Annotated in this window: 22 protein-coding genes; 8 read left to right on the plus strand and 14 right to left on the minus strand. The window is 53.5% G+C overall.

What is annotated here, in order from left to right:
* Positions 1-5: 5 nt before the first annotated feature.
* The 3 genes from CS948_RS02885 to CS948_RS02895 are packed head-to-tail and all read right to left on the minus strand — an operon-like array spanning position 6 to position 6,233.
* The gene (locus CS948_RS02885) at positions 6-1,358 is read right to left on the minus strand and encodes a hypothetical protein (protein WP_099290250.1); all 1,353 of its coding nucleotides are present in this window, start codon (positions 1,356-1,358) and stop codon (positions 6-8) included.
* Positions 1,349-2,341 carry a DUF6046 domain-containing protein gene (locus CS948_RS02890; protein WP_099290251.1) on the minus strand — a complete coding sequence of 331 codons (993 nt, stop codon included), beginning with the start codon at positions 2,339-2,341 and terminating at the stop codon, positions 1,349-1,351. Before CS948_RS02890 ends, CS948_RS02885 begins: the two co-directional genes overlap by 10 nt.
* Before the next feature lie 19 nt (positions 2,342-2,360).
* Complete coding sequence (locus CS948_RS02895) at positions 2,361-6,233, minus strand: phage tail tape measure protein (RefSeq protein ID WP_099290252.1); 3,873 nt, start codon at positions 6,231-6,233, stop codon at positions 2,361-2,363.
* On the opposite strand from CS948_RS02895, the gene CS948_RS21560 reads away from it, so the two are divergent.
* On the plus strand, positions 6,232-6,435 hold the full coding sequence (locus CS948_RS21560; protein ID WP_176554887.1) for a hypothetical protein: 204 nt from the start codon (positions 6,232-6,234) through the stop codon (positions 6,433-6,435). The genes CS948_RS02895 and CS948_RS21560 overlap by 2 nt on opposite strands.
* A gap of 90 nt (positions 6,436-6,525) precedes the next feature.
* Here the strand turns inward: CS948_RS21560 and CS948_RS02905 are convergent, their stop codons facing one another.
* The gene (locus CS948_RS02905) at positions 6,526-6,879 is read right to left on the minus strand and encodes a hypothetical protein (RefSeq protein WP_099290253.1); all 354 of its coding nucleotides are present in this window, start codon (positions 6,877-6,879) and stop codon (positions 6,526-6,528) included.
* Between the two features lie 144 nt (positions 6,880-7,023).
* On the opposite strand from CS948_RS02905, the gene CS948_RS02910 reads away from it, so the two are divergent.
* Entirely contained in the window at positions 7,024-8,268 is a 1,245-nt protein-coding gene (locus CS948_RS02910; RefSeq protein ID WP_099290254.1) for an ATP/GTP-binding protein, read from the plus strand.
* Entirely contained in the window at positions 8,252-8,881 is a 630-nt protein-coding gene (locus CS948_RS02915) for an RloB family protein (RefSeq protein ID WP_099290255.1), read from the plus strand. Before CS948_RS02910 ends, CS948_RS02915 begins: the two co-directional genes overlap by 17 nt.
* Positions 8,882-9,049: 168 nt before the next feature.
* Here the strand turns inward: CS948_RS02915 and CS948_RS02920 are convergent, their stop codons facing one another.
* From CS948_RS02920 to CS948_RS02960, 9 genes are all read right to left on the minus strand, one after another.
* Entirely contained in the window at positions 9,050-9,532 is a 483-nt protein-coding gene (locus CS948_RS02920; RefSeq protein ID WP_099290256.1) for a DNA N-6-adenine-methyltransferase, read from the minus strand.
* 6 nt (positions 9,533-9,538) lie between these two features.
* The gene (locus CS948_RS02925; protein WP_099290257.1) at positions 9,539-9,994 is read right to left on the minus strand and encodes a hypothetical protein; all 456 of its coding nucleotides are present in this window, start codon (positions 9,992-9,994) and stop codon (positions 9,539-9,541) included.
* 8 nt (positions 9,995-10,002) lie between these two features.
* A complete protein-coding gene (locus CS948_RS02930; protein ID WP_099290258.1) occupies positions 10,003-11,346 on the minus strand; it encodes a DUF2586 family protein in 1,344 nt (447 codons plus the stop codon).
* A 12-nt stretch (positions 11,347-11,358) separates the two neighbouring features.
* On the minus strand, positions 11,359-11,655 hold the full coding sequence (locus tag CS948_RS02935) for a hypothetical protein (RefSeq protein WP_099290259.1): 297 nt from the start codon (positions 11,653-11,655) through the stop codon (positions 11,359-11,361).
* A gap of 79 nt (positions 11,656-11,734) precedes the next feature.
* Positions 11,735-12,784, minus strand: a complete 1,050-nt coding sequence (locus CS948_RS02940; RefSeq protein WP_099290260.1) for a hypothetical protein — start codon at positions 12,782-12,784, stop codon at positions 11,735-11,737.
* Between the two features lie 132 nt (positions 12,785-12,916).
* Positions 12,917-14,173 (minus strand): ATP-dependent Clp protease proteolytic subunit, encoded by a 1,257-nt coding sequence (locus CS948_RS02945; RefSeq protein ID WP_099290261.1) that lies wholly within the window; start codon positions 14,171-14,173, stop codon positions 12,917-12,919.
* A 42-nt stretch (positions 14,174-14,215) separates the two neighbouring features.
* The gene (locus CS948_RS02950; protein WP_099290262.1) at positions 14,216-15,016 is read right to left on the minus strand and encodes a hypothetical protein; all 801 of its coding nucleotides are present in this window, start codon (positions 15,014-15,016) and stop codon (positions 14,216-14,218) included.
* Positions 15,013-15,594 (minus strand): hypothetical protein, encoded by a 582-nt coding sequence (locus CS948_RS02955; RefSeq protein ID WP_099290263.1) that lies wholly within the window; start codon positions 15,592-15,594, stop codon positions 15,013-15,015. Before CS948_RS02955 ends, CS948_RS02950 begins: the two co-directional genes overlap by 4 nt.
* Positions 15,595-15,596: 2 nt before the next feature.
* Positions 15,597-16,904 carry a DUF935 family protein gene (locus tag CS948_RS02960; protein WP_099290264.1) on the minus strand — a complete coding sequence of 436 codons (1,308 nt, stop codon included), beginning with the start codon at positions 16,902-16,904 and terminating at the stop codon, positions 15,597-15,599.
* A 272-nt stretch (positions 16,905-17,176) separates the two neighbouring features.
* Here CS948_RS02960 and CS948_RS02965 point away from each other — a divergent pair, with 272 nt between their 5' ends.
* The 5 genes from CS948_RS02965 to CS948_RS02985 are packed head-to-tail and all read left to right on the plus strand — an operon-like array spanning position 17,177 to position 20,298.
* The gene (locus tag CS948_RS02965; protein ID WP_099290265.1) at positions 17,177-17,617 is read left to right on the plus strand and encodes a hypothetical protein; all 441 of its coding nucleotides are present in this window, start codon (positions 17,177-17,179) and stop codon (positions 17,615-17,617) included.
* Positions 17,614-17,997: a hypothetical protein gene (locus tag CS948_RS02970; protein WP_099290266.1), complete on the plus strand. Its 384-nt coding sequence runs from the start codon at positions 17,614-17,616 to the stop codon at positions 17,995-17,997. The genes CS948_RS02965 and CS948_RS02970 overlap by 4 nt, the downstream gene beginning before the upstream one ends.
* 6 nt (positions 17,998-18,003) lie before the next feature.
* On the plus strand, positions 18,004-19,488 hold the full coding sequence (locus tag CS948_RS02975) for a phage antirepressor KilAC domain-containing protein (RefSeq protein ID WP_099290267.1): 1,485 nt from the start codon (positions 18,004-18,006) through the stop codon (positions 19,486-19,488).
* Positions 19,485-19,925, plus strand: coding sequence for a hypothetical protein (locus CS948_RS02980; RefSeq protein WP_099290268.1), 441 nt, complete (start codon positions 19,485-19,487; stop codon positions 19,923-19,925). Before CS948_RS02975 ends, CS948_RS02980 begins: the two co-directional genes overlap by 4 nt.
* A 7-nt stretch (positions 19,926-19,932) precedes the next feature.
* Positions 19,933-20,298, plus strand: a complete 366-nt coding sequence (locus CS948_RS02985; protein ID WP_099290269.1) for a hypothetical protein — start codon at positions 19,933-19,935, stop codon at positions 20,296-20,298.
* A 296-nt stretch (positions 20,299-20,594) separates the two neighbouring features.
* Here CS948_RS02985 and CS948_RS02990 read toward each other — a convergent pair whose 3' ends face one another.
* Positions 20,595-21,689: a hypothetical protein gene (locus CS948_RS02990; protein ID WP_099290270.1), complete on the minus strand. Its 1,095-nt coding sequence runs from the start codon at positions 21,687-21,689 to the stop codon at positions 20,595-20,597.
* Positions 21,690-22,854: the final 1,165 nt, after the last annotated feature.

The raw sequence follows: 22,854 nt of genomic DNA on the forward strand, positions 1-22,854 counted from the left end.
CATCTTTAAGAGTTGTTTCCATACGTCGTTTTTGTTCCTTTGATTTTATGCGGTATCGTGATTTTCTGTCGGTAGCCTCCCGTCCCGAAGGTGGTCGTGACCTCCTCGACGATGTAAGTGCCGTTCTTGGCCGGGTTCCGGTCATCGGTAAGCTCCACCTGGCAAGCCGGATATAACCCGAAATCCCCGAAGAGCGTCACCGAACCACTGATACCGTTCAGGTTGTAGCTGCGGAAGTATTCGATGGCCTCCTCGACGAGCTTGTCGGAGTTGATTTTCATGTTCGGCGACATGTAGGGCACGATGGTGTAGGTTGAGAGGTCGGCTTTCGTGCGGGTCTGTGCGCCACTGGCCGTGGTGTTACCCGTCACTTTGTGCGTCTTTTTGCTGATTTGCGTGGCGTTCACGGTCTGAAACTCTTTGCTGCCGGGGGTATCCGGGTCGTAATCGGGGTTCAGGCGCACCGTCACCTCGAAGAATTTCTCATCCGAGCCCAATGCCTTGGCCTGCACGGCAAGGAATTTCGGATCTGTTTTGAGCACTTTCAAATCCGACGATGCCACGTGCGTGTCGAAGCGTATGCGGAAAGGGCCGGACGAAGTGTCTTCCGGAAACCGGGGCTGGCTCTTGGCCGATGAATACGGGCGGCCGATGGCGATGGCAGGCATCTGGTCGGGACTGTTCTCGTCGTATTTCAGAAAGCAGTAAATGCGATAGCGGCTCCACGCCGAGAGAATATCGGCCACGGTGAAGTTGTCGGTGATTTTGATTTTCCCGATCTGGATGTCGAACCGTTTGGTCTCGGAGTGCAGTTTGAACCCGGTATCTTTCAGAAGGTTGTACTTGCCCTCCATCACATCGTTCACGCTCGTACCCGATGCCGACGTCTCGAACTTGGGCGCCTGTTTCAGCTTGAGCTTGTAGGCCATATTTTCGCATTTCAGCTCGAAACTGCTCTCGGTGTTATAGCCGGTGATGTACCCGTCGAACATCGTGCGCAACATCCCGTTATACCCCAAGCGGATACGCACCCGTTGCCCGATTTTGAAGGTCGTGGCGTCCATCGCCGAGTAACTGGAACGTTTCTCGATGACCACGCCGTCCTGCATGACCTCGGTGGTTATCCGGCTGGCATCTTTGCCTTCGAGGGTAGCCGTGCCGACAATGGTGGAACGGAAAACGGTCCCTTTGGGAAAGCGGATGGTCGCCGTGCCGATGAGTTTCTTGTAGGTCTCGACGATTTCGACCTCCTGCACCTCTGTGAGTGTGACAGGGTTCTGTATCGCCATTGGGTTCCCCGGGTCAGGATCGCCGATGGTAATCCGGCAGCATAGTACGTCAAGCGGTGCTACAGCCATAGGTTGTTCAGTTTTAGTATGGAGGTCGGGTCGATGACATCAGTGCCGAACCGTACCCACTTGATCCATTTGTTCGTATGTTCGATGGCTTCATCTACCACCTCCGCATCTTTGGAAATCAGCTCTACCGCCTCGGACGGCTCGACAGCCACACAATGTAAGGTATAGGGCTGAACGTTCCTGTACTCGGCAGCCGGAAGCGAGTAGCCCAGAATGATAAGCTGCGAGATTTTCAACTGCCGCAGGATGGTGTTGTCACAGTCTATGACACCTTTGTACTGGACGATTTTCAGGAATTTCGACAGCTCGGCTTCCGGGTACACGTCGGGATATTTGCTGGTTATCCGACCGTTTACGGTAAATTCCAAATCGCCGCCCGAAATGAACTCCTTGCGGGTGTAGTCGCGGCCCTGCACCGTGGTCAGCACGATGTTGTTTTTCGAGGAGAGCTGTACCTGCGGACCCAAATCGACGAAAGTGATCAGCCCGTATTTGCTGTTGGGCTCCACCTTGCCGCTTTCCTTGTCGTAGTAGGTTCCCTCACCGCTGATTTTCAATTCGATGTAGTCTGCCACCGTGCGGCCCACGATGCTGTCGGTGTAGTTCTTCTTTTCGGCGACAGCCTGCTGCTCCTTGATGAGTTGGTAGTATTGTCCCGACTTGTTGACGATGGCACTCTGCGACTGGGTTTCGAGGTATTTGTCCCGCTCTTTCTGTTCCCAGTATTTGATATATCGGGGATAAGAGCGGAGCATACCGTAGGCCGTCTGGCAGGCAAACTGGATGACGGCACGTTTCAGGATGTCGCTGTTCTTGGAGAAGTAATGCACGGCACCGTCCTGAAACTCCGCGAGTCCCAGACCGATGGCGCGACGGGCGGCATCGCTGATGTAGCCGCCCAGTCCGCCGTGCGAAAGGATACCCCCGCTCAGAAGCGTCGAGGCACCGATATTGAGCAATCTGCTGCCGAATAGGTTCTTCATGTTGTTGTTTTTTCGTTAATTAACCGTTCCACGAGGCATCGAAGTCATGCACCACGTCGATAAGGGCCTGCGCCATCTGTTCCTTGAAATGCTGGATTTCTGCGGTCTGGCCTTCGGGCGATTTCAGCAGGTCGATGGTCTCCACGCTCATTAGGTTGGTGATGTTGACGATGACCTGCTTGGGAGCCGCTGAAGACAGCCGCCCCGTACCGGAGTAGTTGCCGCCCGCACCGCCATCGTCATCCCCGGAAACACCCGTGATGCGGTTGGCATTGAACGGGGAGGTGTCGTTCGAGTCCGGCTCGTTGGCGTAGAGCGCAGCCGAGAAGCCTGCCTTGCGGAGAATGTTTTCCGCAGCCTCCGAGGAACCGCCGAATACCTGGCGCAGGGTGCCGGAAAGATTTACCAATAGGTGGTGCACGCGCTGCCGGCCGGCCAGCATCTCCTGACGCTCCTTGTCGGTAGCCTGCGCGTTCAAAGCCTTTTGCACCCACAGCCCGTCTTTGTTCTGCGTAAAGCCGCCACGGGTCAGCTCACCGTAGTCGAATCCCGACTTCTCAATCAGGGCACGGGCGCCCGCCATGCTCTCGATGGCATCGAGATAACCTTGTGCCGCCGTGGTGATGTGTTTCACGGTGGTGTTGTTTTGATAGGCGGCATAGGTGGGCGTATAGGCCGCAGCCACCTCCGGCAAATCACCGAGAGCGTTGCTGTAAGTAACCTTGCCGTCACGCTCGAACCAGAAAGGTTTGTCCAGTCCGAGTTTCTTTGAGGCTTCGGCCGCCGTCACCGCCTGTTGCCCGTATTTGAGGGCGATGTTCTCGATAAAAGCACGGACCTCCAGCGGGTCGGACATCTTGCCGAACTCGGCATAAGCGGCATTCAGGCGCGACTGGCTGTCGCGGCGGGCAATGGCGGTGATGGCCTCCCGACTGTCGTCCTGCTGGGCATCCTCCGGACCATATACGTCTAATATCGTAATCATACCGTCAGAGGCACCCACGGCGAAAGTGCCGGCCCAACCGGCCCACCAGTTTTTGGTAAAGGCTCCAATTTTATGTCCGCTGCTCTCCTCGATGGTCTTGCCGGTAGTCAGGTCGTCCACCGCCTTTTTGGTGTCGATGGCCTGCTGGTAGGTTTTGTGCAAGGCGGCATACAGGTCTTCGATAACCGGATAGCGGTATTTCTCGTTGGCGGTAATGTCTTCCAGCACGGCATCCTTGGCTTTCTTGATTTGCCATGTCTTGTAGGCGACCCAGCCCAACGCTCCCACCAATGCGGCGATACCGGCCGTTGCAGCTACGGCGGTCGTACCGATGGCACTCAAAGAACCGGCGGCACCGACCAAACCGCCGCCCGTAGCGACCTGCGAGGAGAACAGCGAGGAGAATCCGGCACGGGCGGCAAAGGAACCTGCGCCACCTTGCAGCAAGGCGCGACCCATCGCACCCTTGCCGCTGACTCCGGCTGCCTGCAAGGCCGTGACAAGGGCCCGCTTGTTGGCAAAGGAGAGTGCTTTGATTCCTCGGGCACTGGTCAGACCCGTCAGACCGGAAACCAGCTCGACAATGGAGTTGCCTGCGGCCTGTTTGCCGATAAAGCCGACCGCAACGCCGACATTGGTCAGGGCTCCGGCAAGTTTGAACAGCCGCGTGGCGACAAAGCCCGTGAACAGAAGCGGCTCGATCCAGTAAAAGTTACGGGTCATCCACGAAGCGAAGTTGCCCAGCACGGAGAGCAGGCTCATGACACCCTGCCCGATGGAGGCGAGACCTCGGGCGAACTCGCGGGAATTGAATTTGGCAAGGAAGTCTTTCAGTGTGCTCCGGATGACCGGCTCGACGAGTTCGTACCCTTGCATGAAGGATTCCGTGAGCTGGGAGGTCATCTGGTACCACAAACCTTTGGTCGTGTCCTGTTTCACTTGTGCCAGTTCGGAGGAGATGCCCTGTGACGCCCGGTTCTGGGAAGCAAGCGTCCGAAGCTGCCCGTAGTTGCTGACGAACATCATGGCGGCATTGCCTCCGATTTTGCCGAAGATGGTCTGCATGTCGGCCATCGTCGCCCCTTTCTTGTTCAGGTCCTCGAAGATGTCGGCCAACGGACGCAGCTTCTCCACCTGCTTGCCGTAGATGTCCTCCATGCGTGTGAATTTCACACCCAGGCGGTCCAACGCCTCCCGTGCCTCTTTGGTGGGCTTAGCGAAGCGGGTGGCCATAGCTCGCAAAGCCGTACCGGCCATCGTTCCCTTGATACCCATGTTGCCGAGTACGCCGATGGCGGCGGATGCCTCCGTGAAATCGACGCCCGACAGACGCAGGTAACCGGCCGCCATCTTGAAGGACTCGGCCATCTCGATGATGTTCACGTTGGAACGCGAGACGGTAGAGGCAAGTATGTCTGCCACCGAGCCCATGCTGGTGTTCTTGATGTTGTAGCCCGTCTGGATGTTGGTGGCGAGGTCGGCGATCTGCGAGATGTCGTTGTCCCCGATGAGCGCAAGGTTCGTAATCGGGCGGATCGATTCGTTGATGGTCTCGATACCCATACCGGCCATACTGAGGAATTTCACCGCACCCGCCACCTCGATGGCCGTGAACTTGGTCTCGACGCCGATGCGGCGCACGTACCGGGCCATCCGGTCGAAACGCCCCTCGAAGGTCGCCAGGTCGGAATCGGCAACCCGGAGAATCGAGTGTGCCGATTGCATGATGTTGGAATACTCGACGGCCTCCGTGAACTGCGTGCGCAGGAAATTATAGGCCATGTAGGCGTTGAGCATACCGGCCATCGGGAGGTTTCGCCACGACGGGGCCTTGGAATATTGGATGCGATTGATGGCCGCACGGCGTTTGCTGCCATATACGGAATCCTCGAAAGCTGCCTGACGACGTATGGAGGTTACCGCACGGGCTGCGTTGCGCCGCCGCTGGGTCTCCTCGGCCTGACGGCGTCGCTTCTCCGCATTGAGTTCCTCACGTCGGGTGCGCTCGGCAATTTTGCGCAACTCCCGGTCGGCACGCGCACGTTCGCTTTCACGTAAGCGTGCGGCACGCTCGGCAGCACGGATCTCCGACATCTGGCGGAAGGTCTCCACCTGTAAGGCGGCTTTCTCTTTGGCCTGCTGCATGCGTTGACGGTTCTTGGCCTCGTCCGCATAAAGGCGTTTGTTCAGCCCCGCCTGTTCTTTGTCGGAAAGCACGGCCGCTGCGACCGGGGCATACGGAGGTCGCACGACTGAACCGACAGAGACAGAGGTTGCGGGTGCTGCCGTGTCCAAGTGCAGCGTCATAGTAGCAGCGCCACGGATGTTACCCAAAAGCGAGAGAATCTCCTGCAAGCGTACACGGGCCGTGTCGGTTTTGATGTTTACTTCACGCCCTTTCTCTAAATGAGCGAGGGCCGAATTGATTTTGCCGATGGAACGGGTAACCGTCCGCTGGGTGTCCATGACGCTCTTGACAGCCGAAGCGGCATTTCGTTTCGCTTCGGCCTGCTGCTCGTCCAATTTTTTTTTGCCGACCAACTTATTGGTCTGATTGCGGAGCGCACGGCCGTCAATTTTCTCGCCGGGATTGATGGTCAGCCTAATGCCCTGCGTCAGCTCTTTGATTTCGGTCAGCAGGTTCTTGACACCTTCCAGCCGTTTCTCCGTCTCGCCGGTTCGGATTTCCAGGTCGAAGTTGAAATCCTTCTTCTTGCCGTTCTTTCCCCGAAAAGTCTTTTCCACGGCCTGCATCATCTCGTTGATGTTGGTCACGACCGGCGCAAAGCTCACACGGCCCTTGCTCAGTTTCTCGACGGCATTGGCAAAGGCGGTGACCTGCTCGGTTCCTTCCGTGGCATTGACCTTTATATCGTAATAGACTTCGTAATTCTGCGTTTGAGCCATGAATAGCGTGTTTACATCCGTTGAAAGAATAGCCCTTTTCGGCTGCCGGGGACTGAAAAGGAAAGCCCCGCAGTCACAAGGGCTGCGAGGCTTCGGGAAGCGGATCAGGGAGACGGCGGTTGCAGGGTCAGACGGGAGACGAGCACCTGCTGGTGAAGCCACAGCGCCTCCTCGGAAAGCATGGCGAACTCCTCGTCTGTGATGCTGTCAAGATGAACACCCGGAAAGTAGTGGCGGATATAGATCAGCCGCTGACGAATCCGCTGGTCGTCACGTACCGCCCAGGTGTCTATCAGTTTACCAGCAGGCTCTGACGGGTGGTGATGATCTCTGAAAGTTGTGACATCAGACCGAAGAGGAACAGCGATTCGTTGTCCACCAGCTCCTTATCGCCGTCGAGGAAGCAGTCGCGGGCGAGCTGACGCATGGCGTTCACCTCGTCCTTCTTCGATGCCGCCATGAACTTCGAGAATTGCGGGAAGGTCGGTTCACCCATGTAGGCGACGTAGAACTCTTTCTCGCCACAATCCGTATCGCCGAACACGACCATCGGATAGACCTTGCGGACTTTCTTCTCGGCTTTCAGCGCGGCCGCTTTCTCCTTAATCTGGGCTTCCTGCTCCAGTGTAAGATTCTTATCTTCCATTTCTGCGTGATATTTGGTTACAAAAAGGAATAGCGGCTTTATCGCTTCAACGGGTGTAAATCGGGGAAATATTTCGATAAAATACAGAAATTAGAAAGATATTGCTTATATTTGCGGAAAATCTACATATAACGACGATATTATATGATTATTCAGTTCACAGTTGAAAATTTCCTTTCATTCAAGGAGGCGGCGACACTTTCGTTGGCAGCTTCGGCTTTGAAGGAAAAACAAACCTCGTCGGAGGACATCGTTTTTGAACTGACCGGAACGAATCTTTCTTTGCTGAAAAGTGCCGTTGTGTACGGAGCCAATGCCAGCGGAAAGTCCAATTTGATAAAGGCTCTTGATTTCTTCAAGTGGTTTGTCATCAACTCGTCCAAAGGCGTGCAGTCCGGTGAGCGCATACAGCAGGTGGAAAGTTTTCGTCTCAACCGCAGTACAGAGAATGAACCCAGCTATTTCGAGGCTGTCTTTGCGGATGAACAGTCCCAGTACCGGTACGGTTTCGAAGTGGATGAGAAACGGGTTTACAGAGAATGGCTTTACCAAAAGAGCAATAAGAAAAAGGCAAAGGAAGTCGAGTTGTTCCTGCGCAACCTGGATGAGTATGAATTGCATCCGAAATTTGCCGTCGGGAAAGAGGTGGTTGCTAAAAAGATGGTGCGCGACAATGCACTGTTGTTGTCCGTAGCCGCGCAATTCAATGAAACCGTTTCGGTGGAAATCATGGAGTGGCTGGCCAATACGACCATCGTGCTGGGGAGCAGTGACGAGCGGATATGGAAAATGGCAACCCAGCAAATCGATAATCCCGAAATGAAGCAGCGTATTGTCGAGTTTGCCCAATTTGCCGATTTCGGAATAGACGACATCCGCAAGGTTGATAATACGGTCATCAGTTCGCATCAGCAGTATGACGAAACGGGAAAAGCCACGAAAATGGTCACTTTCCCGTTCCGGAAGAACGAATCGGAAGGCACAATCAAGTATTTTTCATTGGCCTATCCGATTATTGACGCGTTGGATCACGGCAAACGGCTGGTCATCGACGAGTTCGACTCGAAGATGCACCCGCTGCTGACCTGTAAAATCATTGCGCTCTTCAACTCCCGGCTGACGAACTCCAAAAATGCACAGTTGATTTTTACGACGCATGATACGAACCTGTTGAATGCAAATCTGTTCCGCAGGGATCAGGTGTGGTTTACCCAAAAAGATTCGCTGGGGGCGTCGGAGTTGTATTCGCTGGCAGAGTACAAAGTGCGCAATAGTGCGCCTTTTGAGAAAGAGTATCTCATGGGGAAATATGGTGGTGTGCCTATCGTTGGCCAATTCGAGCGTTTGTTTGACCAGAAAGAAGAGACGGAAGATGGCACGGATGAATAAACGAGATCCACGGGTTGCCCGTAATCTTCGGCGGGTAAGTTTTGTCCGGGACGTCAAGCAAACCTTTCTGATTGTGTGCGAGGGTGTGAATACCGAACCTGACTATTTCAATGCTTTCCGTCTGACATCAGCCAACATTAAGGCTGTCGGACAAGGCATCAATACGGTCGGCCTTGTGCAGAAAGCTCTTCGGATAAGGGAAGAAGAACGGAAGAAAGGTCGTATCTATGACCAATGCTGGGTAGTATTCGATAAGGATGATTTTCCGGATAACGATTTCAATCGTGCAATAGCATTGGCTCAAACTGGTGGAATGAAGGTGGCATATAGCAACCAGGCATTTGAATACTGGTTCCTGTTGCACTATAACCTGTTTCAAGGACCGATGCACCGAAACCTGTACGCCGAAAAGCTGAGCGGATTGCTGGGGATAGCATATAGCAAAGAAGCCGGATTTGCCGGTCAGGTATTTCGAGTGCTGGCTGACAAACAGGACCAAGCGATACGGAATGCCAAAGCCATCATGCGCCAAATGGAAAACGTACCGCCGGCACAGGCTGAATCATCCACAACAGTACATCTTCTTGTCGAAGAGTTGAACAAATATGTATAATCGGAGGTTGTACAAACTTACCGCACTTTTGAAAATTTGTGGTAAGTTTGTACAGTTTTCAGACCAAAACGAAAGATTGCCTTAGCGCAATCATTACTATAATAAAATAGCTAAAATAGAAAAATATCGCCGCTGTATGAAGGAATTTTACATACAGCGGCGATATGATTAGATTTTCACCAATTTACCTTCAATACCGCAGCGTTCCAGCACTGCGGTATTTTCTTTGTCGAAAGCAATCAGGCAGGACGGAGCGCCTGCCGTGCCTCCCTGCTCTCCTGTCACGTGATAGAAACTCAGCCGTCCTTTAATAAACAAGATGGAATCCGCATTCGGAAACACCAGCTCATGGAATAACCGTGTGTCTGTTCGCGCAAAAGTCAAGGCAACGGCATTGCGGTGTTCCACGCAACGTCTGATAAACTGTACGATGAGTGCCGTATCATACGGAGGATTGCAGAACACACGTCCGAACCATTGCTGTTTGAGCCCGTCATCTTCGATGGTATAATGGTGTGCCGCTGTATTCCACGGTCGGTTCACGGGAGCGCAAGGGTCCAAATCGAACGGCCCCAACCGCCGCAGAATATGTGGCGGTGTGAGCCATTCGTTTTTCCCTGTCGAGGATTTTCCTTCGAAAGTTACATCCATAACCTCCTAAATAGTATCCCCGTCACCGATCTGGATATCAAAGGGATTGAGGTCGAATTCATGCACGATATTGGTATCGTCCTGCTGGCTCTCCATGCCGTCCTCGCTGAAGATACAGCCTTTCAGCGTGACGGTGGTGGTCGTCCAGTCATCGCTGGCCATCGGGTTGGCGAACGAGATGATCAGATCGAACTCTCCGATGTCCATCAGACTGCCGTAGGTCGAGCGCAGGGTTTGCTGCGTGGCATAGTCCATCGTGATGCTCGCCGTGTAGGAGATGTTTCCGAAACCCCGGCTGACCGGTTTTCCGCCCAGACCGTAGTTGGGCTCGATTTTGCGTTTCTTGCTCCATTTGATACCCGAAACGCCTTCGAGTACAGTGGAGCCTTCCTCGATTCCCAGAGCCGTACTGGCTAAGGTAATCATCGACCAAGAGTATGCGACGTTGTTTATAATTGCCATGTTTACATCTATTTAGCGGTTAGTGATAAGCCTTCCTCGACATAGATTTTCACGGCCACGCCGACGGGTACGATGACGTAGCTGATGCGCAGCGTATCGTCCACCAGTACGTTCTGGTTAGGGTCGATGGTCACGGCATAGCCGCTGATCTCCTGCGCTGCCTGCATCTTGGCCAGTATGTCACCGATCAGGGTCTTGAAGGCCGTAATCTTTGAGGGTGCGAGAAAGCCCGTTGCAGGGTTCACCATCAGAGGGCTGTGCAGATACGGCAGCAAGGCTTCGCGCACGGCACGGCGGCTCTTGTTGATGGTACGGTTGCGGGCGATGGTGCGGTAGTCCCCGTTGGAGCAGGTCTGGTCTTTGGAGATGTAAATGCCGTTCTCCCGACCCGAATACTTGATGGGGAAAATGTATCCCTTGTCATCCAGCTCGTCCAGCAACACCGGCGAGAGGGATTCGTACAGGTTGGTCGATACGAACTCATCTTCGGCATCGAGCGTGAGGTCTCCGAACCCGAGCTCAATCTGCTGGAAGTCGTCGGCAAAGAGGTTGAACTGACGCACCCAGGCGATGGACTCGTGAACGCTCGCCTTGGCAAGAGCGCCCATGACAGCACCCAGAAAACCGACCGGCGTATGGTTCGGGTTGCGGTACTGGATTGTCGTGTTCTGGTCGTTTCGTGCCTGGCCGAAGATGACGCTGGTACGCGACGATTCACAGATAGCCGACGGAATGCGGTTCAGGTCGATGACCTTCGCCTCTTCCGTATCGCCACCCGTGTTGGCGGGGTTGGCACACAGCACCACTGACAGGGGCTGGTTCAGCTCGGCCAGAGCCACCGCCTTGTCGTTGATGCCTTTGACGAGGTTCAGGTTGTATTTCTCCTGCTCGCCGTTGAGTTTCCACAGCGGCTGCTCGGTCCAGATGCCCACCTGCGAGATGAGCCCGTCTGCGGCACGCTGCATCACATCGAGGGCGTCCCAGTTCTCGGAGCAGTCCGCGAACATGACGTACAGCCGGCCCGGTCCGTCGATGTTGCCGCTCATGCGGAAGAACTCGCGGATGTGGTAGGCCGGAATGCCGAACAGGAAGTTTTCGTTCGTCTCTTCGTCAAGGTCGCACGCGACACGTTCCTTGATGCCGAAGTCCTGCACGGAGGATTTACGGCTGGTGATGCAGATGACATCGCCCAGTGCCACGTTCGCCTCGTTGCTTTTCCCGTAGCCGGCGGTAAAGAGGTCGGGCTGTCCCGATACGTCGAACAGCAGGCCCGTGATTTTCTCGTTGCTTGCGGATGCGGCATACGGCAGATTGCCGTCCACATCCTTGATGATTACATTGCCTAATGCCATATAGCCTGCGTGTTATGATTTATAATAGGGATTCTTGTAGAGGATGGCCTTGCCCCGGATGGCCGGAGCGGTCTGCGGCGTGTACATGCTGCCATCGGCATCGATGTAGAGTTCCTTGTAGTCGGGGAACTTGCCGAGGATGGCCAACGCGGCGGCAGGAATCTCGGCCGCCGCTTTCGGCGCCTGTTCTTTCTTCGGGGATTTCTCGGTCGCCGTATCTTTCTCTCCGGTCGTTGTCGTAGGTGCTGCGACTGTCGCATCCGGCTGGGCGGTATCTGTTTCAGGAATGGTCGTTTGAGTCTTTGCCATAGATATTGCGGTATGAAAAAGGGGGATGGAGTATGGTGTCCATCCCCCGCACGTTGATATTCGGTGATTCGGTAAAGGGTTATGCCGTTTTGGTGTAGGCCGTATGGACGACGATCTCGGCAGGCTTGACGATGTTCACGTCCATCTTCATGCGCATCTGGAAGAAGAAGAGCTCCGAGTTGGATTGCAGACGGTCCACCTTCAGGACTTCGGCGTCGTTGGCGTAATCTACGCCCATCCACAGGTTGGAGTCCATTCCCGACGTGAAGTTGCCCATGACGATGGTGTGTTCCGGCACGCCCGTAATCGGAATGATACGCTTGCCCTTGAAGCGGTAGCGGTTCACCTCGCTGTTCTCGGAGTATTTCACCATCTTGTCGGTGATATACTGGTCGTAGGCGTCCCACGCTTCCCAGCCCATGACGATGCTCAGGCCCGAGCGCTTGCGGATCTGCTTGGGACATTTCCGCCACATCGAGTAGAGGGCTGCCTCGACCGCAGCGCCGTCCTTGAGCTCGGTCGTACCGGAGACGATGCACTGGCCGCCTGCAACGGTCTGGGCATCGGTGGCGTTCACGTTGTCGATGATACGCTTGATGACCCCGTCGAAGTATTTCTCCTTACCGGCTCCGATCTGCACGGCACCGGCGGGAGCCGTGATACCTGCGGCGGCCGCACCGCCCTTGGCCGAAGTCCAGATGGCATTGCCGATGAACTCGTTTTTCTTGTCCATCAGAAGGCGCAGCATCGTGGCCTGCAACTTGGGGTCGAGCTCGCGGAAGACGAGGTTGCCCGTCGGCTGTGCGAATTTCCAGTACGCCTCGAAATCGCGCGGGTTGAATTCGAGGTAAACCATGAACTCGGCGGGTTCGAGGTGGCGTTCCGTGAACTGGTATTCGTTCTCGCCGTTCTCACCTTTGGCCCCGTGCGAACTCTGGGGCGTAGGTACGTTGTCCTGAATGATGTCTCCCAGCCGGATGGCGGGAAGAGTGTACTTGTGCTGGATGCCGGACTTGATGTGGATCAGCCCCTCACGAAAGGTGTCGTTGCCCTGCGCCGTATAGGAGAGCAGGTCTTCCAATACCTCTCCGGCATAGCCGTTCTGTAAGAAAGTTACTGTATCTGCCATTGTGTTAGTGATTTTCTGGGTTAGAATCTCGGCCGCGAACAGGGAGCATCGACTCAAAGCGGTAAACCACTTCCGGCAAATCAGTTTATGTGTATCAAGGTGGCGGGATGGTACGTCTCCCGTCGGACGGGGTTATTGTAGTTTCTTGAACTGGAAGTCTTTGCCCACGACGGCTTCGACCTGCTCGGCCATCTTCTGACCGGCACTCTTCAGGGCGTCGGCGGCCGCTTTGGCGTTGTCGGGGTCGGTGGCGATCTGCTCGCTGATTTTCTCGCGGGCGGGAATCGAACCGATGGTGTCCTGCACCAACTGAAAGTTCGTGGCTGCCATCTCTTTCCAGCCGGACACCGCATCCGCCTCGATCTTGCCTTCGTCCACGGCTTTCTGCAAGAAGCTCTGGATGGCACTCGCTTTGGCATCGGCCTCTTTCTGCTCATAGACCTGCAACCGGGCGGTTATGCTGTCGAGGTCTTTCTGGAGATTGCCGATGGTGGCGTCCTTGCCGGCAATCACGGTTTTGGCGTCGCTCAGGGCTTTGTTCGCCTCGGCCAGCCGGGCTTCCACACCGGTCAGCTCCGTAATGCGGGAGAGCACGTCTTTGACCTCGTTCTTCTCCTGCATACCGAGTGAGGCGACCACCGCGCTGTATTCCGGGGATAATGTTTTCTCTTCGTTCATGGATCTGTGATTAAGTTTCGTATTAAGAATAGTGGTTTTCTCGTCCGACGGGTGATTTCCCTCTTTGGGTGGTGTGATGCGGTTCATGACCGCCTGTATGGCCGCCGCGTCCGTGATACCCGACAGGTCGGCACGCACCTTGTCCCGGAGCTGCTTGCTGGTCCTCAGCACATGGCTTTCGGGGATGATGCCCGCCTTTACGGCAGCCGCAGCATCGAAGAATGTCCCGTCCTGCCCGGCAGCCCCGTCCATGATGGCCCGGACCTTTTCGCGGCTCAACCCGAACCGCTTGCGGTAGATGGTCTCGATCTGCGTCGTGAAGGCTTTGACCATCTCGGACGGTTCCCCGTCGTTTTCGTCAGGCAGGAACGGGTTGTGAATCATCAGGATGCCGTAATCGCGCATGAACGACTTGTCCCCGGCAGCCCAGATGACGGAGCCCATCGAGGCGGCCATGCCTTCGATGACGCATTCGGTAGGCACCGAGGCGTTCTGGATGGCGGCATAGACCGTCATGCCGTGCAGTACCGAACCGCCCTCCGAGTTGATGAGCACTCGGATAAGGGACGGACGCACGATGTTCTCCAAAAAGTCGAATGCCTCGCTGAAACGTCCGGCACTCTCTTCTGTGATGCGGCCGAAGAAGCGGATGGAAGCCGGACGTCCGGCACCCGACTGACAGACGATATGTTCAAAAGTTTCCGTGTTCATCTTTTCCTTTGGGTAAGAATAGCTTCGCTCGCGTGAAATGGTTTATAATCCGCTTTCGGAGCCGTTCGGGACATCCTCGGCAGGCTTTTCCTCTTCAGGTTCTTTTTCATCCTCCTCCGGCAGGTCCGGCACATCTACCGACGGCTCGAATCCCGTAACCTGTTCGTAAACCGGTTCGGCATGGTGTCCGTGTCCTGCCGTGTCATGCTGCGGAGCATCGGTATGCTGCGTGAAAGGCGGCATGACCAGATAGCGTTCTACCCAGTTCCGGTATTTCCAGGCGGAGGATTCCCGGAACCAGACCTCGTAATCCACCCAGTACGCCTGCAACATGTTGGTTGTCATCGGCATGTCGAAGTAAAGGAGATTGCATCGCTCCGTGAGTGCCGGTTCATGGCTTTTGGCATCCTGAATGGCGACGTTCAACCGCTGGAAAACGATGAACGGGTCGCATTCCCGCTCCGGGTCGGTGTGGTTGAGCGTATTGAGGATGAAGCGGATGCGCATGGTGGCGCGGCCCTCGCCGATACGTTGCTGCTGCACGAGGTAGCGCACGTTCACGAAGCGGATGAAGATGGCAGGAAAGGCGATTTCCATTTCCAGATTTTCGCTGCGCACGATTCGGGAGAACTGTCCCGTGTCGATCATGATGGTCTTGAAAAATGGCGGACTTTGCGGCTCTTCCGGATGCTCCCGCAGTGTGAGGATGGCACGGCGGACAGCCTGATACATGTTCACGAACGGATTCTCCGATACCTGTTCGGGCACGGCGACCGCAGGTTGTTCCGCTCTCGGAGCGGAACCGTTTACGGGTGGATTATATGGCTTCTTGTCTTTTATCATGGGTTGGGAAAGGGAAATCCCCGGAACAGAATGGGGATAAACAATTGGTTGACGGTATGATTCAATTTCGGGCTGATGCCGATAAACTGCCGATGTTCGGGCCGGCGGCTGCTATATTGGTTGACCGTGTAGAGTCCCAACGCCGGATCAGTGTTGTGGACAGCGGCGTAGCTCTTGGAAGCGCCGCGTTTGCCCGGCTGCTTGAAATTGCTCGCTTGGGTCCGAATGGCGTAACGGGCTCCTCGGCGGAAAATCTTCTTCCGCTCACCGTAGCCGCGCTGGGTAATGTTGGTGTGGTCCATACGGTCGGCTTCCCCGGTGATGGAGCGCGACAAGGTTCCGGTGTCGTTCATCACGGGATGGGTGAAGCGTCGGCCCCAGCGGGATTTGCGTTCCGGCCACGGCTTGCCGCTGCCGTAAAAACCGCCTTCGGCGAAACTGGTGCGGAACCGACTTATGGAGTATTCGCCGGCCTTTGTCACGAAGTCGTGGGTGTTGAACTCCATCTTGTTAGGCAAATACCGGCCGTTGCCTTTCGGCGCCCACTGCTCGCAGAATTGTTCAAGGGTGATTCTCATGGCTACGGATTGGTATCGGTTTGTTTTACGCCACGGGGATGACCGTAGCGTTTGTAATATTCCTCGTCCGACATGATGCCCCGGTCGGATGAGCTTCCACCGACTGCCACACTGCCTCCGCCACCCATGCCGGGTATCACATTGAGCTGCTTGCCCACGACGATGCCGAACTCTTTCTCTATTTCATCCGCCGCCACCTCGTACTTGTCCGTGATGAGCGAGTAGAGCTTAATACGGTCTTCGTTATTCATGTCGATGCGGTTGGAATACTTGAATTCCAGTCCGGCGGGGATATAGCCCATCGCCACGAGCCGGGGGATGATCTGCTCGTTCATCACGTTCTCGATATAGCGGCGATATACCTCGATGCGGTCGCGGAAGATGTCCTGATGCGCCTTGGTGGAGCCGACATACGACTGCATGCCTCCGGCCATCGATTCGGAGCCGAGAATAAGGTTCGAGACCTCCTTGTTGGCGAACTGAATCAGTCCGGTATATATCTTCTCGCTGTTGGACATGGTGAAGGTCTTGATATCAACTTCATCCTCCAGCCCCGTTACGATGATCTTATTCTGAGCCGCATTGGAGATGTCCTGTGCCAGACGCTTGCGGTCCATATTGTTTTCACTGACGGTCTTTCCGTGAATAACCGGCTGACCATACGAATGACTGAAATTCAAATAGTTAGCAACCGTAAACTTTTTGGCGAGAATCAGCGGCGTCGTGGCCGAGAAAAGCCCGAGATCTCCCGTCTTGATGAGCACATAACGCTTCCGGTAGGCGGCCGAGTGAATGTCCCAGTGCGGCAGCCACAGTCCTTGCCGTTTGACGACAATGCCCTGTTCGGGTAGGACGTTGCGGCGTTCGATACTGTTTACCTCCTTCAGCCGTCCCGTCTCAGGATCGGTATCGGGCATGATTTCCAGCAGCGTATAGCCGTAGAGCTTGGCCTCGATGATGCCTCGGATGATTTTGTCGAACTGAGAACCCTGTATCTTCTGGCTCTCTTTCACATCCTTGACGTATTTGCCCTTGTCGTTCAAACGGGCGAGCATATAGCGGTCTCCGAGTATCTGGCTTTCGAGTGTCTCGATGACCGCGCGGATGTGCGCATCCTGTTGCAGGCACGCATCGTACAGGTCGATCAGACGCGCCCGGTCGTCGAGGATGGTTCCCAGCAGCATGTTCGAGCGCACCGAACGGTAGCGGTTGTGCCGTTCGATTTCCCGCACGTATTCCTGAATCGTTTTTTTCGACGTGTGGAATATGCTTTCGAGCAATTCGCGGTTAAATGTTCCTTCTTCCTGCATTTTTTTCGGGTTTCAAAAAGAATAGTTTGATCCCGAAAAAATGGGTTATCTGCCCCCTTCAGACCATACGAACAAATCGGCTCCAATATGTTCGGTTTACCATACAAAATAGGCGGACGGTTACTTATAGATTTTTGGCCTGTTTTTGCACTCGAAATGCGATTGTAAATACCTATGAATGAATTATTAACGATAAAATTTATCGGCAAATTTATAGTCAAAATCGAGCCGAAAAGTATATATTTGCCTGCAAAATTCAATATTTTGAGAAAATGAGAAGAATAGAAAATCATCAAGGGTTCAGACTTCGGTTCGGCGAGTTTCCGGATTTGCTGTTCGTCGTCACTGATACCCGGACTTATTTTGACATGACACACTTCCTGCAATCCATGAAGCTGGACCCGGAAGAAAAGATTGCTGAATTTACCACAGGATTCGCCTTGTGGATAGACCATCTGGGCAAGATGTACGGCATACCGCCGGACGAACGCTTCGCCGTTGATACCGCTACGGGGCACTCTCTGGCGGAAGAATCTTTCGCCCTGCCGTTCCTCTGCTGTGTTGATCCCGTATTCGGGGTGTACCTGCTGGACAACATGTCGCAGATGCTGTTGACCGGAATCGCGTGTTCAGACTCCTACATCCTAATGCAGGCGCAGCAGCGGTTTACCCATGAAGAACTGCTTTCCACCCCAAACACCGATGAGCTATGAAAACGAAAGGTCCATTTTTACCGTCGAAGCAGTTGCTGGTCTTCAACGGAGCGTATGTACTCATCGCCGTGGTGCGCTCGCTGCACAGCGCGGCGGATTTTTCAGGCATCAACCTCCAAAGCATATCGTTCTCCTGTACCGGGAAGTATGTAGCCACTGGAGGCTTCTATTTCCGACATGCGCACCCCGATGTGCAAATCGACCTGTCGGACCTCGACAACCTGACATTGCAGGAATACGACCGCCTTTGCGGTGTGGAGCGCCGCTATTTCACCGTGCGGGAGATCGCCCACAAGCGACAGGCGTATGAGGAACGGCGCAAGGAGTTCCGGAAATTCTGTAAACAACGTGATTTAGAAGAGAAAGAGAATGAAAAATAATACAAGATGAAAAGCAATGCGATACTATGTGAAGAGTACCCGGTCAGGGTGCTGTTCAACGATGACAAAACCTTGGCATGGGTAAACCTCCATGACCTCTGCAAAGTATTGGGGCGCGAGGAGATGTTGACCGACAAGGCGGCTATCCGCCAGTTGCCCTCCAGTATTCAGATTCCGTTCCGCAAGAAAGGACGCGAGATGTGGGCCATCAGCCCTTACGACGTCTATAAGCTGATCCGGCCCATGCGGCGCGAAAACTCCATCGCGGCAAAGAAGTGCGCCGCAGTGGAGACGTGGCTGAACGAACTGCTCGAAGACGCGGCCATACAGTCTGCCAAAGCGACGCGACCCGCACAGCAGGAAGACGTGGTGTTCAGCTATCAGGACCATCCGATCTCTTTTCGTGCTGCGAACAATAAGATGATGATAAACGCCACGCAGATGGCCCGCAGCTTCGGAGTTTTGCCCGCAGAGATACTGCGCAAGGCGGATTTCGTCCGCTATCGCCAACATCTGGTCGAGAAGGGCATCTCGGAAAGCCTCGACAGCCAGATTTTTACCACGCGCGGCCGTAACAACGGGGCGACATGGATCGATGAAGAGCTGGCGATGGAGTTCGCCCGGCAGTTGTCGCCGGAGTTCTCGCAATGGTGCAACACGAAAATCAACGAACTGATGACACGGGGCTATGTCACATTGGAACCCAGACCCGAAAGCGGCATGGGCACTACCGAGAATCTGCCCGTGCCGCAAAGCCTCGACGAGGCGCAGCAGTTGATTGTCGCCCAACGCCACGAAATACACCTGCAACAGGAACGCATCGAAGCCGATTCCTACAAGGTGGAGTTTTACGACAACCTGATCGAGGGTCGGGACTTCTATTCGACGACATGGCTCGCGCAGGAGCTCAATACGACACCCCGGCAGTTGCACCAGTTCCTTGCCGAGAAAGGCATCTGCAAGTTCTCGAAAAACCAGTGGATAGCCTTCCTGCCATACCGAAGCTGGCAAATCGACATGCCGTATTACTGGAATAACCTGCGCACCGGCAAGTGCTACGCGGCAGGAACACGGAAACGATGGAGCAAGATCGGCCGTGACCAGATTCTTGAACTCTGGAACAGGGAACCGCCTAAACGTCCAGAGCTGCCGTCCGGACGCCGTAGGGTGGAAAACCCGTACAGCCATCTGACGGAAGGCGTGGATTATTTCACACCCACACAACTCGCCCGGGAAATCGGTATCTCAGCCAACCGAATGAGTCAGTTTTTGGAAAATAGCGGCATTTGTCAGTTCGAGAAGAGGCAATGGGCTGTCCTGCCTGAATATCGGGAATGGCAAATCGACGTGCCGTACTACTGGACGAATCCCAAAACTCAGAAACGATGGGCATTCGGTACCCGTAAGCGGTGGTCACTACTCGGCAGGGAAAAAATCATCGAATTGTGGAACAAACGAAATGCCGAACAACAACCGGAAGAGACAGCATGAGCAAGGAACTGACCGAGAAGATTTCAAGAGCAACGGGGCGCTATCCCGTGAGCTGCGACTGTCCCCGTTGTCGGAGACAATGCCTGACGCCCTGCCTGGGTACACCGGAGGACATCTGGCGACTGATAGAGGCCGGATATGAAGAACGGCTGCGAATTACATTTTGGGCTGTCGGTATGCTGGTCGGAGCCATACCGTTCCCGATACTGATGGTGCAGGCCCTCCAGACGGAGCACGGCTGCATATTCTGGAAAAACGGGCTCTGTGAACTGCATGAGCTAAAACTCAAACCGACGGAAGGACGCCTGTCGTATCATATCCTCACGGAAGAGAGTATCTGTTTTAGTAAATCACTGAGCTGGAACGTGGCAAAAGAGTGGATCAACGTGGAAAACATCCCGCTCATTACCCGAATCCTGCAACGCATGGTAAAATGAAAACCGTATGAAACACAAAGGGAAAAGCAGCAGTTCATTCCGGCATCCGAAGCAGGTGCTGCTGTTCGGCCACACGCGCATACTGGTCGCCGTCTTCAAGTCGATGCAATCGTGCGCCGAAATCACCGGAACATCTGTCAAGACGGTCAGCCGGGCCTGCAAAGGCGAATATGCGCAGGCGGCGGGATTCTATTTCCGCAGGCTGCATCCAGACGTGGAGATTGAAATGGCAGACCTCGACACGCTCCCTCTGGAAGAGTATGACCGGCTCTGCGGCGAGGTGCGCCGCTACCTGCCCAAAGAGACGGTAAAGGCTTTCAGGGAGAAGTTCGAGCAAACCTACGGGCATAAAAAAAGCCCCGATGGGGGCTGACCGACAACTATTTCTAACTCTATAAAACAGAAAAGTAAGATGCAGTAATATTATATATACTATACTACTATCTTACTTTTCTCTTTTTATCTACTAAAAGAAAAACAGAGCGAACCCCTTTAGGGGTGAGCATTAAAGGGTATAAATAAACACTGGAGCGTAGCGGAAGTGCTTTATTTATACCCTCCATCTTGCTTCTTCTTTAGAAGAAGATAGAGAATACCGATACAGAAATTTCAAAGCGGGATTTACTTTTCCAGCAACAAGGTGACGGATAGCGGATGATTGTAAAACGGCTATCCCTTTAACGGATAACGGGACAGTTGTTCCTTCCGTTTATCCTGTAACTGTAAGGCAAGTTTTTTTATGCTCTCTTCATCGGTGGAATAATTACCGGCATTGGCTCGCTTTATATCCCTCCGTCGTCCTTTATCCGTCGTCTTGCAGACCTTCCAGAACTCTTTCAGGTAGTAATATACGGTCTCTTCAGAACGGGAAACAGCACCGACACCCAGCTCGCTGAAAAGATACCTCCGGAGTTCCTCCAGCGGTTCCCGATACCGGGAATAGTTTCCGTTATTGAAATACTTCGCACCTTTGGCCTTGCCTTGCTCGATAGTCCTGCATACCTCCCAGAACTCGTCCAGGTAGTAGTAGCCTTTCCCTGCCGGAGCCAGATAATTGACCGGCTCGATGCGCTTGTAAAACCCGTTCCAAAGGACACCGGCCTTTTCCAGTTCTTTCGCCAGTTCCTCACGCTGTCCTACATTGATTGGCTCCAGCTGGTAATCTTCTACCGGTCCGACAACCTCCCGCAGCGAATACCGCACTGTACCGTCCTCCGGTTTCATGCAGTACATGACAATCCGTCCCTCGGCATCGATTTCCCGAAACACGCCGTAGCCGATTTTCCGCCCCAATACGCTGATCTGGTACTGGACATTCTCTTTAGGCACTTCACGTGGCTTGATTCGGTTACGCCATCGGTTCCAGACCAGACCTTCCCTGTAAAGAGACCGTTGGAGGTGGAGAACCGTCTCCTTGTCGGCGATTTCCAACGAGGTGTAGTCGAAGCATCCGGAAGAGGCGTTCAGTTCATCACCTCTGATGGAGACGTACAGGCACACGGATTGGTTTACACCCACCGTTTCGACAATTCCCGAAATCCCTTGCCCTACAAGGTTCACGACATCACCGCGCCTGGGCGTATCCGTCTCGAACCATTGCCGGAACTCTTCGTATGTTACGGGCAACCGTTTGTCGGGTGTTGCGTCGATAGAGACGACAAAGCGTCGCTGGGCACAGAACTGCGCTATGGCCAGTTCATGCGTCTCATTCTTCGGTCTGTAACATCGGAAGAAATCATGGATTGCCGACTTGCTTTTACTCATCCGGTATTTGCATCTATAAATTATATACAGGTTTACTTTAGGCAAAGATAGAGATTGTCCGGGAAATGCGGGCTTAATTTATCAATTTTCTTTTTAGGGGAACCTAATAAAAGTTTCGACAAAAAATTCGATAATTCATTAGCGCATAAATTCCTATACAAGACTATATATGCGACCGCCTGCTTTGACATCCAAGCTCGGTATGTTTCAGCCGGTGACATTCTCCGCATAACCGTGTCTGCCATAACATGAAATGACAATCGTCAAAAGGATCCGCCAATGCAAAGCCGGCGGGTAAATGGATTCTTGCAAAGTCTGTCAATGACCTGACGGATTCTCCTGCTGCAAATCCTGTTCTATTTTGAACAAATAATCCCCCGAAACCGTGCCAAACTTTGAACAAAAAAGTCAGAGCCAAAAATGGGACTTGAAAATCAGGCCGTAGGGCGCGTATCGAATCCGCACCAGGGGTAGTACCCACCCCGTTATTTTTAAAAATTATTAGTACATTGTTATTCAATTATTTACAACCTTCACTTTGTAGAAAAGTGAAACTAAAAGCCTATAAATAGACCTTTGTTTCTTTCGGATTGAAAGCAAAAAAAAATTCTCCCTTGTTTTTAGTCTGTTTTTTAACTCGCAAATAATTGACTATCAATATATATAGTTTTTCTTTCAGTCTGTTTTTGAGCGTTGAACCCTATATTTTTTTTGAAAAAATTTTTTCTTTTCTGCAATAGGTTGATTTTCAATCAAATAGGAATAACCCTCGCGCGCGGGCGTCCACTCTCATTTTAGAGCCGTTTTGTCAGTCGGACGAAAAAAATTATTTGGAGGATTGAAAAATTTGTTTTAGAGTTGAATTGAACCCGAAAGGGAAACAGCCCCGACAAACAGACGGGGAAAACAGAAACAAAAAATATACAGACTTTCAAAAGCGACACAACCGCAACAAGTCTGTAAATAGTAAAAACAAAAAAAGTCAGTAAGTAAGAAACAGACAGCAAAAACCGCAACAGCGAGAAAACAAAAGCCTTTTTTGTGGGAAACCTATTTTTGAGGCTTGGAAAATCAAAAATTCGTCCGTGCGTTTTGGAACGCTTAAATAGGGTGTCAAACAACCACACCGAGCGGAACGGCAAACCAATGCCGCAAGTCGGAACGG

This window comes from Butyricimonas sp. Marseille-P3923 (assembly GCF_900184685.1).
Lineage (GTDB): Bacteria > Bacteroidota > Bacteroidia > Bacteroidales > Marinifilaceae > Butyricimonas > Butyricimonas muris.

Excerpts from the sequence above, each read along its gene's own strand:
- CS948_RS02885 (WP_099290250.1), bottom strand. The coding sequence starts at position 1,358 with ATGGCTGTAGCACCGCTTGACGTACTATGCTGCCGGATTACCATCGGC.
- CS948_RS02890 (WP_099290251.1), bottom strand. The coding sequence starts at position 2,341 with ATGAAGAACCTATTCGGCAGCAGATTGCTCAATATCGGTGCCTCGACG.
- CS948_RS21560 (WP_176554887.1), top strand. The coding sequence starts at position 6,232 with ATGAATAGCGTGTTTACATCCGTTGAAAGAATAGCCCTTTTCGGCTGC.
- CS948_RS02895 (WP_099290252.1), bottom strand. The coding sequence starts at position 6,233 with ATGGCTCAAACGCAGAATTACGAAGTCTATTACGATATAAAGGTCAAT.
- CS948_RS02905 (WP_099290253.1), bottom strand. The coding sequence starts at position 6,879 with ATGGAAGATAAGAATCTTACACTGGAGCAGGAAGCCCAGATTAAGGAG.
- CS948_RS02910 (WP_099290254.1), top strand. The coding sequence starts at position 7,024 with ATGATTATTCAGTTCACAGTTGAAAATTTCCTTTCATTCAAGGAGGCG.
- CS948_RS02915 (WP_099290255.1), top strand. The coding sequence starts at position 8,252 with ATGGCACGGATGAATAAACGAGATCCACGGGTTGCCCGTAATCTTCGG.
- CS948_RS02920 (WP_099290256.1), bottom strand. The coding sequence starts at position 9,532 with ATGGATGTAACTTTCGAAGGAAAATCCTCGACAGGGAAAAACGAATGG.
- CS948_RS02925 (WP_099290257.1), bottom strand. The coding sequence starts at position 9,994 with ATGGCAATTATAAACAACGTCGCATACTCTTGGTCGATGATTACCTTA.
- CS948_RS02930 (WP_099290258.1), bottom strand. The coding sequence starts at position 11,346 with ATGGCATTAGGCAATGTAATCATCAAGGATGTGGACGGCAATCTGCCG.
- CS948_RS02935 (WP_099290259.1), bottom strand. The coding sequence starts at position 11,655 with ATGGCAAAGACTCAAACGACCATTCCTGAAACAGATACCGCCCAGCCG.
- CS948_RS02940 (WP_099290260.1), bottom strand. The coding sequence starts at position 12,784 with ATGGCAGATACAGTAACTTTCTTACAGAACGGCTATGCCGGAGAGGTA.
- CS948_RS02945 (WP_099290261.1), bottom strand. The coding sequence starts at position 14,173 with ATGAACACGGAAACTTTTGAACATATCGTCTGTCAGTCGGGTGCCGGA.
- CS948_RS02950 (WP_099290262.1), bottom strand. The coding sequence starts at position 15,016 with ATGATAAAAGACAAGAAGCCATATAATCCACCCGTAAACGGTTCCGCT.
- CS948_RS02955 (WP_099290263.1), bottom strand. The coding sequence starts at position 15,594 with ATGAGAATCACCCTTGAACAATTCTGCGAGCAGTGGGCGCCGAAAGGC.
- CS948_RS02960 (WP_099290264.1), bottom strand. The coding sequence starts at position 16,904 with ATGCAGGAAGAAGGAACATTTAACCGCGAATTGCTCGAAAGCATATTC.
- CS948_RS02965 (WP_099290265.1), top strand. The coding sequence starts at position 17,177 with ATGAGAAGAATAGAAAATCATCAAGGGTTCAGACTTCGGTTCGGCGAG.
- CS948_RS02970 (WP_099290266.1), top strand. The coding sequence starts at position 17,614 with ATGAAAACGAAAGGTCCATTTTTACCGTCGAAGCAGTTGCTGGTCTTC.
- CS948_RS02975 (WP_099290267.1), top strand. The coding sequence starts at position 18,004 with ATGAAAAGCAATGCGATACTATGTGAAGAGTACCCGGTCAGGGTGCTG.
- CS948_RS02980 (WP_099290268.1), top strand. The coding sequence starts at position 19,485 with ATGAGCAAGGAACTGACCGAGAAGATTTCAAGAGCAACGGGGCGCTAT.
- CS948_RS02985 (WP_099290269.1), top strand. The coding sequence starts at position 19,933 with ATGAAACACAAAGGGAAAAGCAGCAGTTCATTCCGGCATCCGAAGCAG.
- CS948_RS02990 (WP_099290270.1), bottom strand. The coding sequence starts at position 21,689 with ATGAGTAAAAGCAAGTCGGCAATCCATGATTTCTTCCGATGTTACAGA.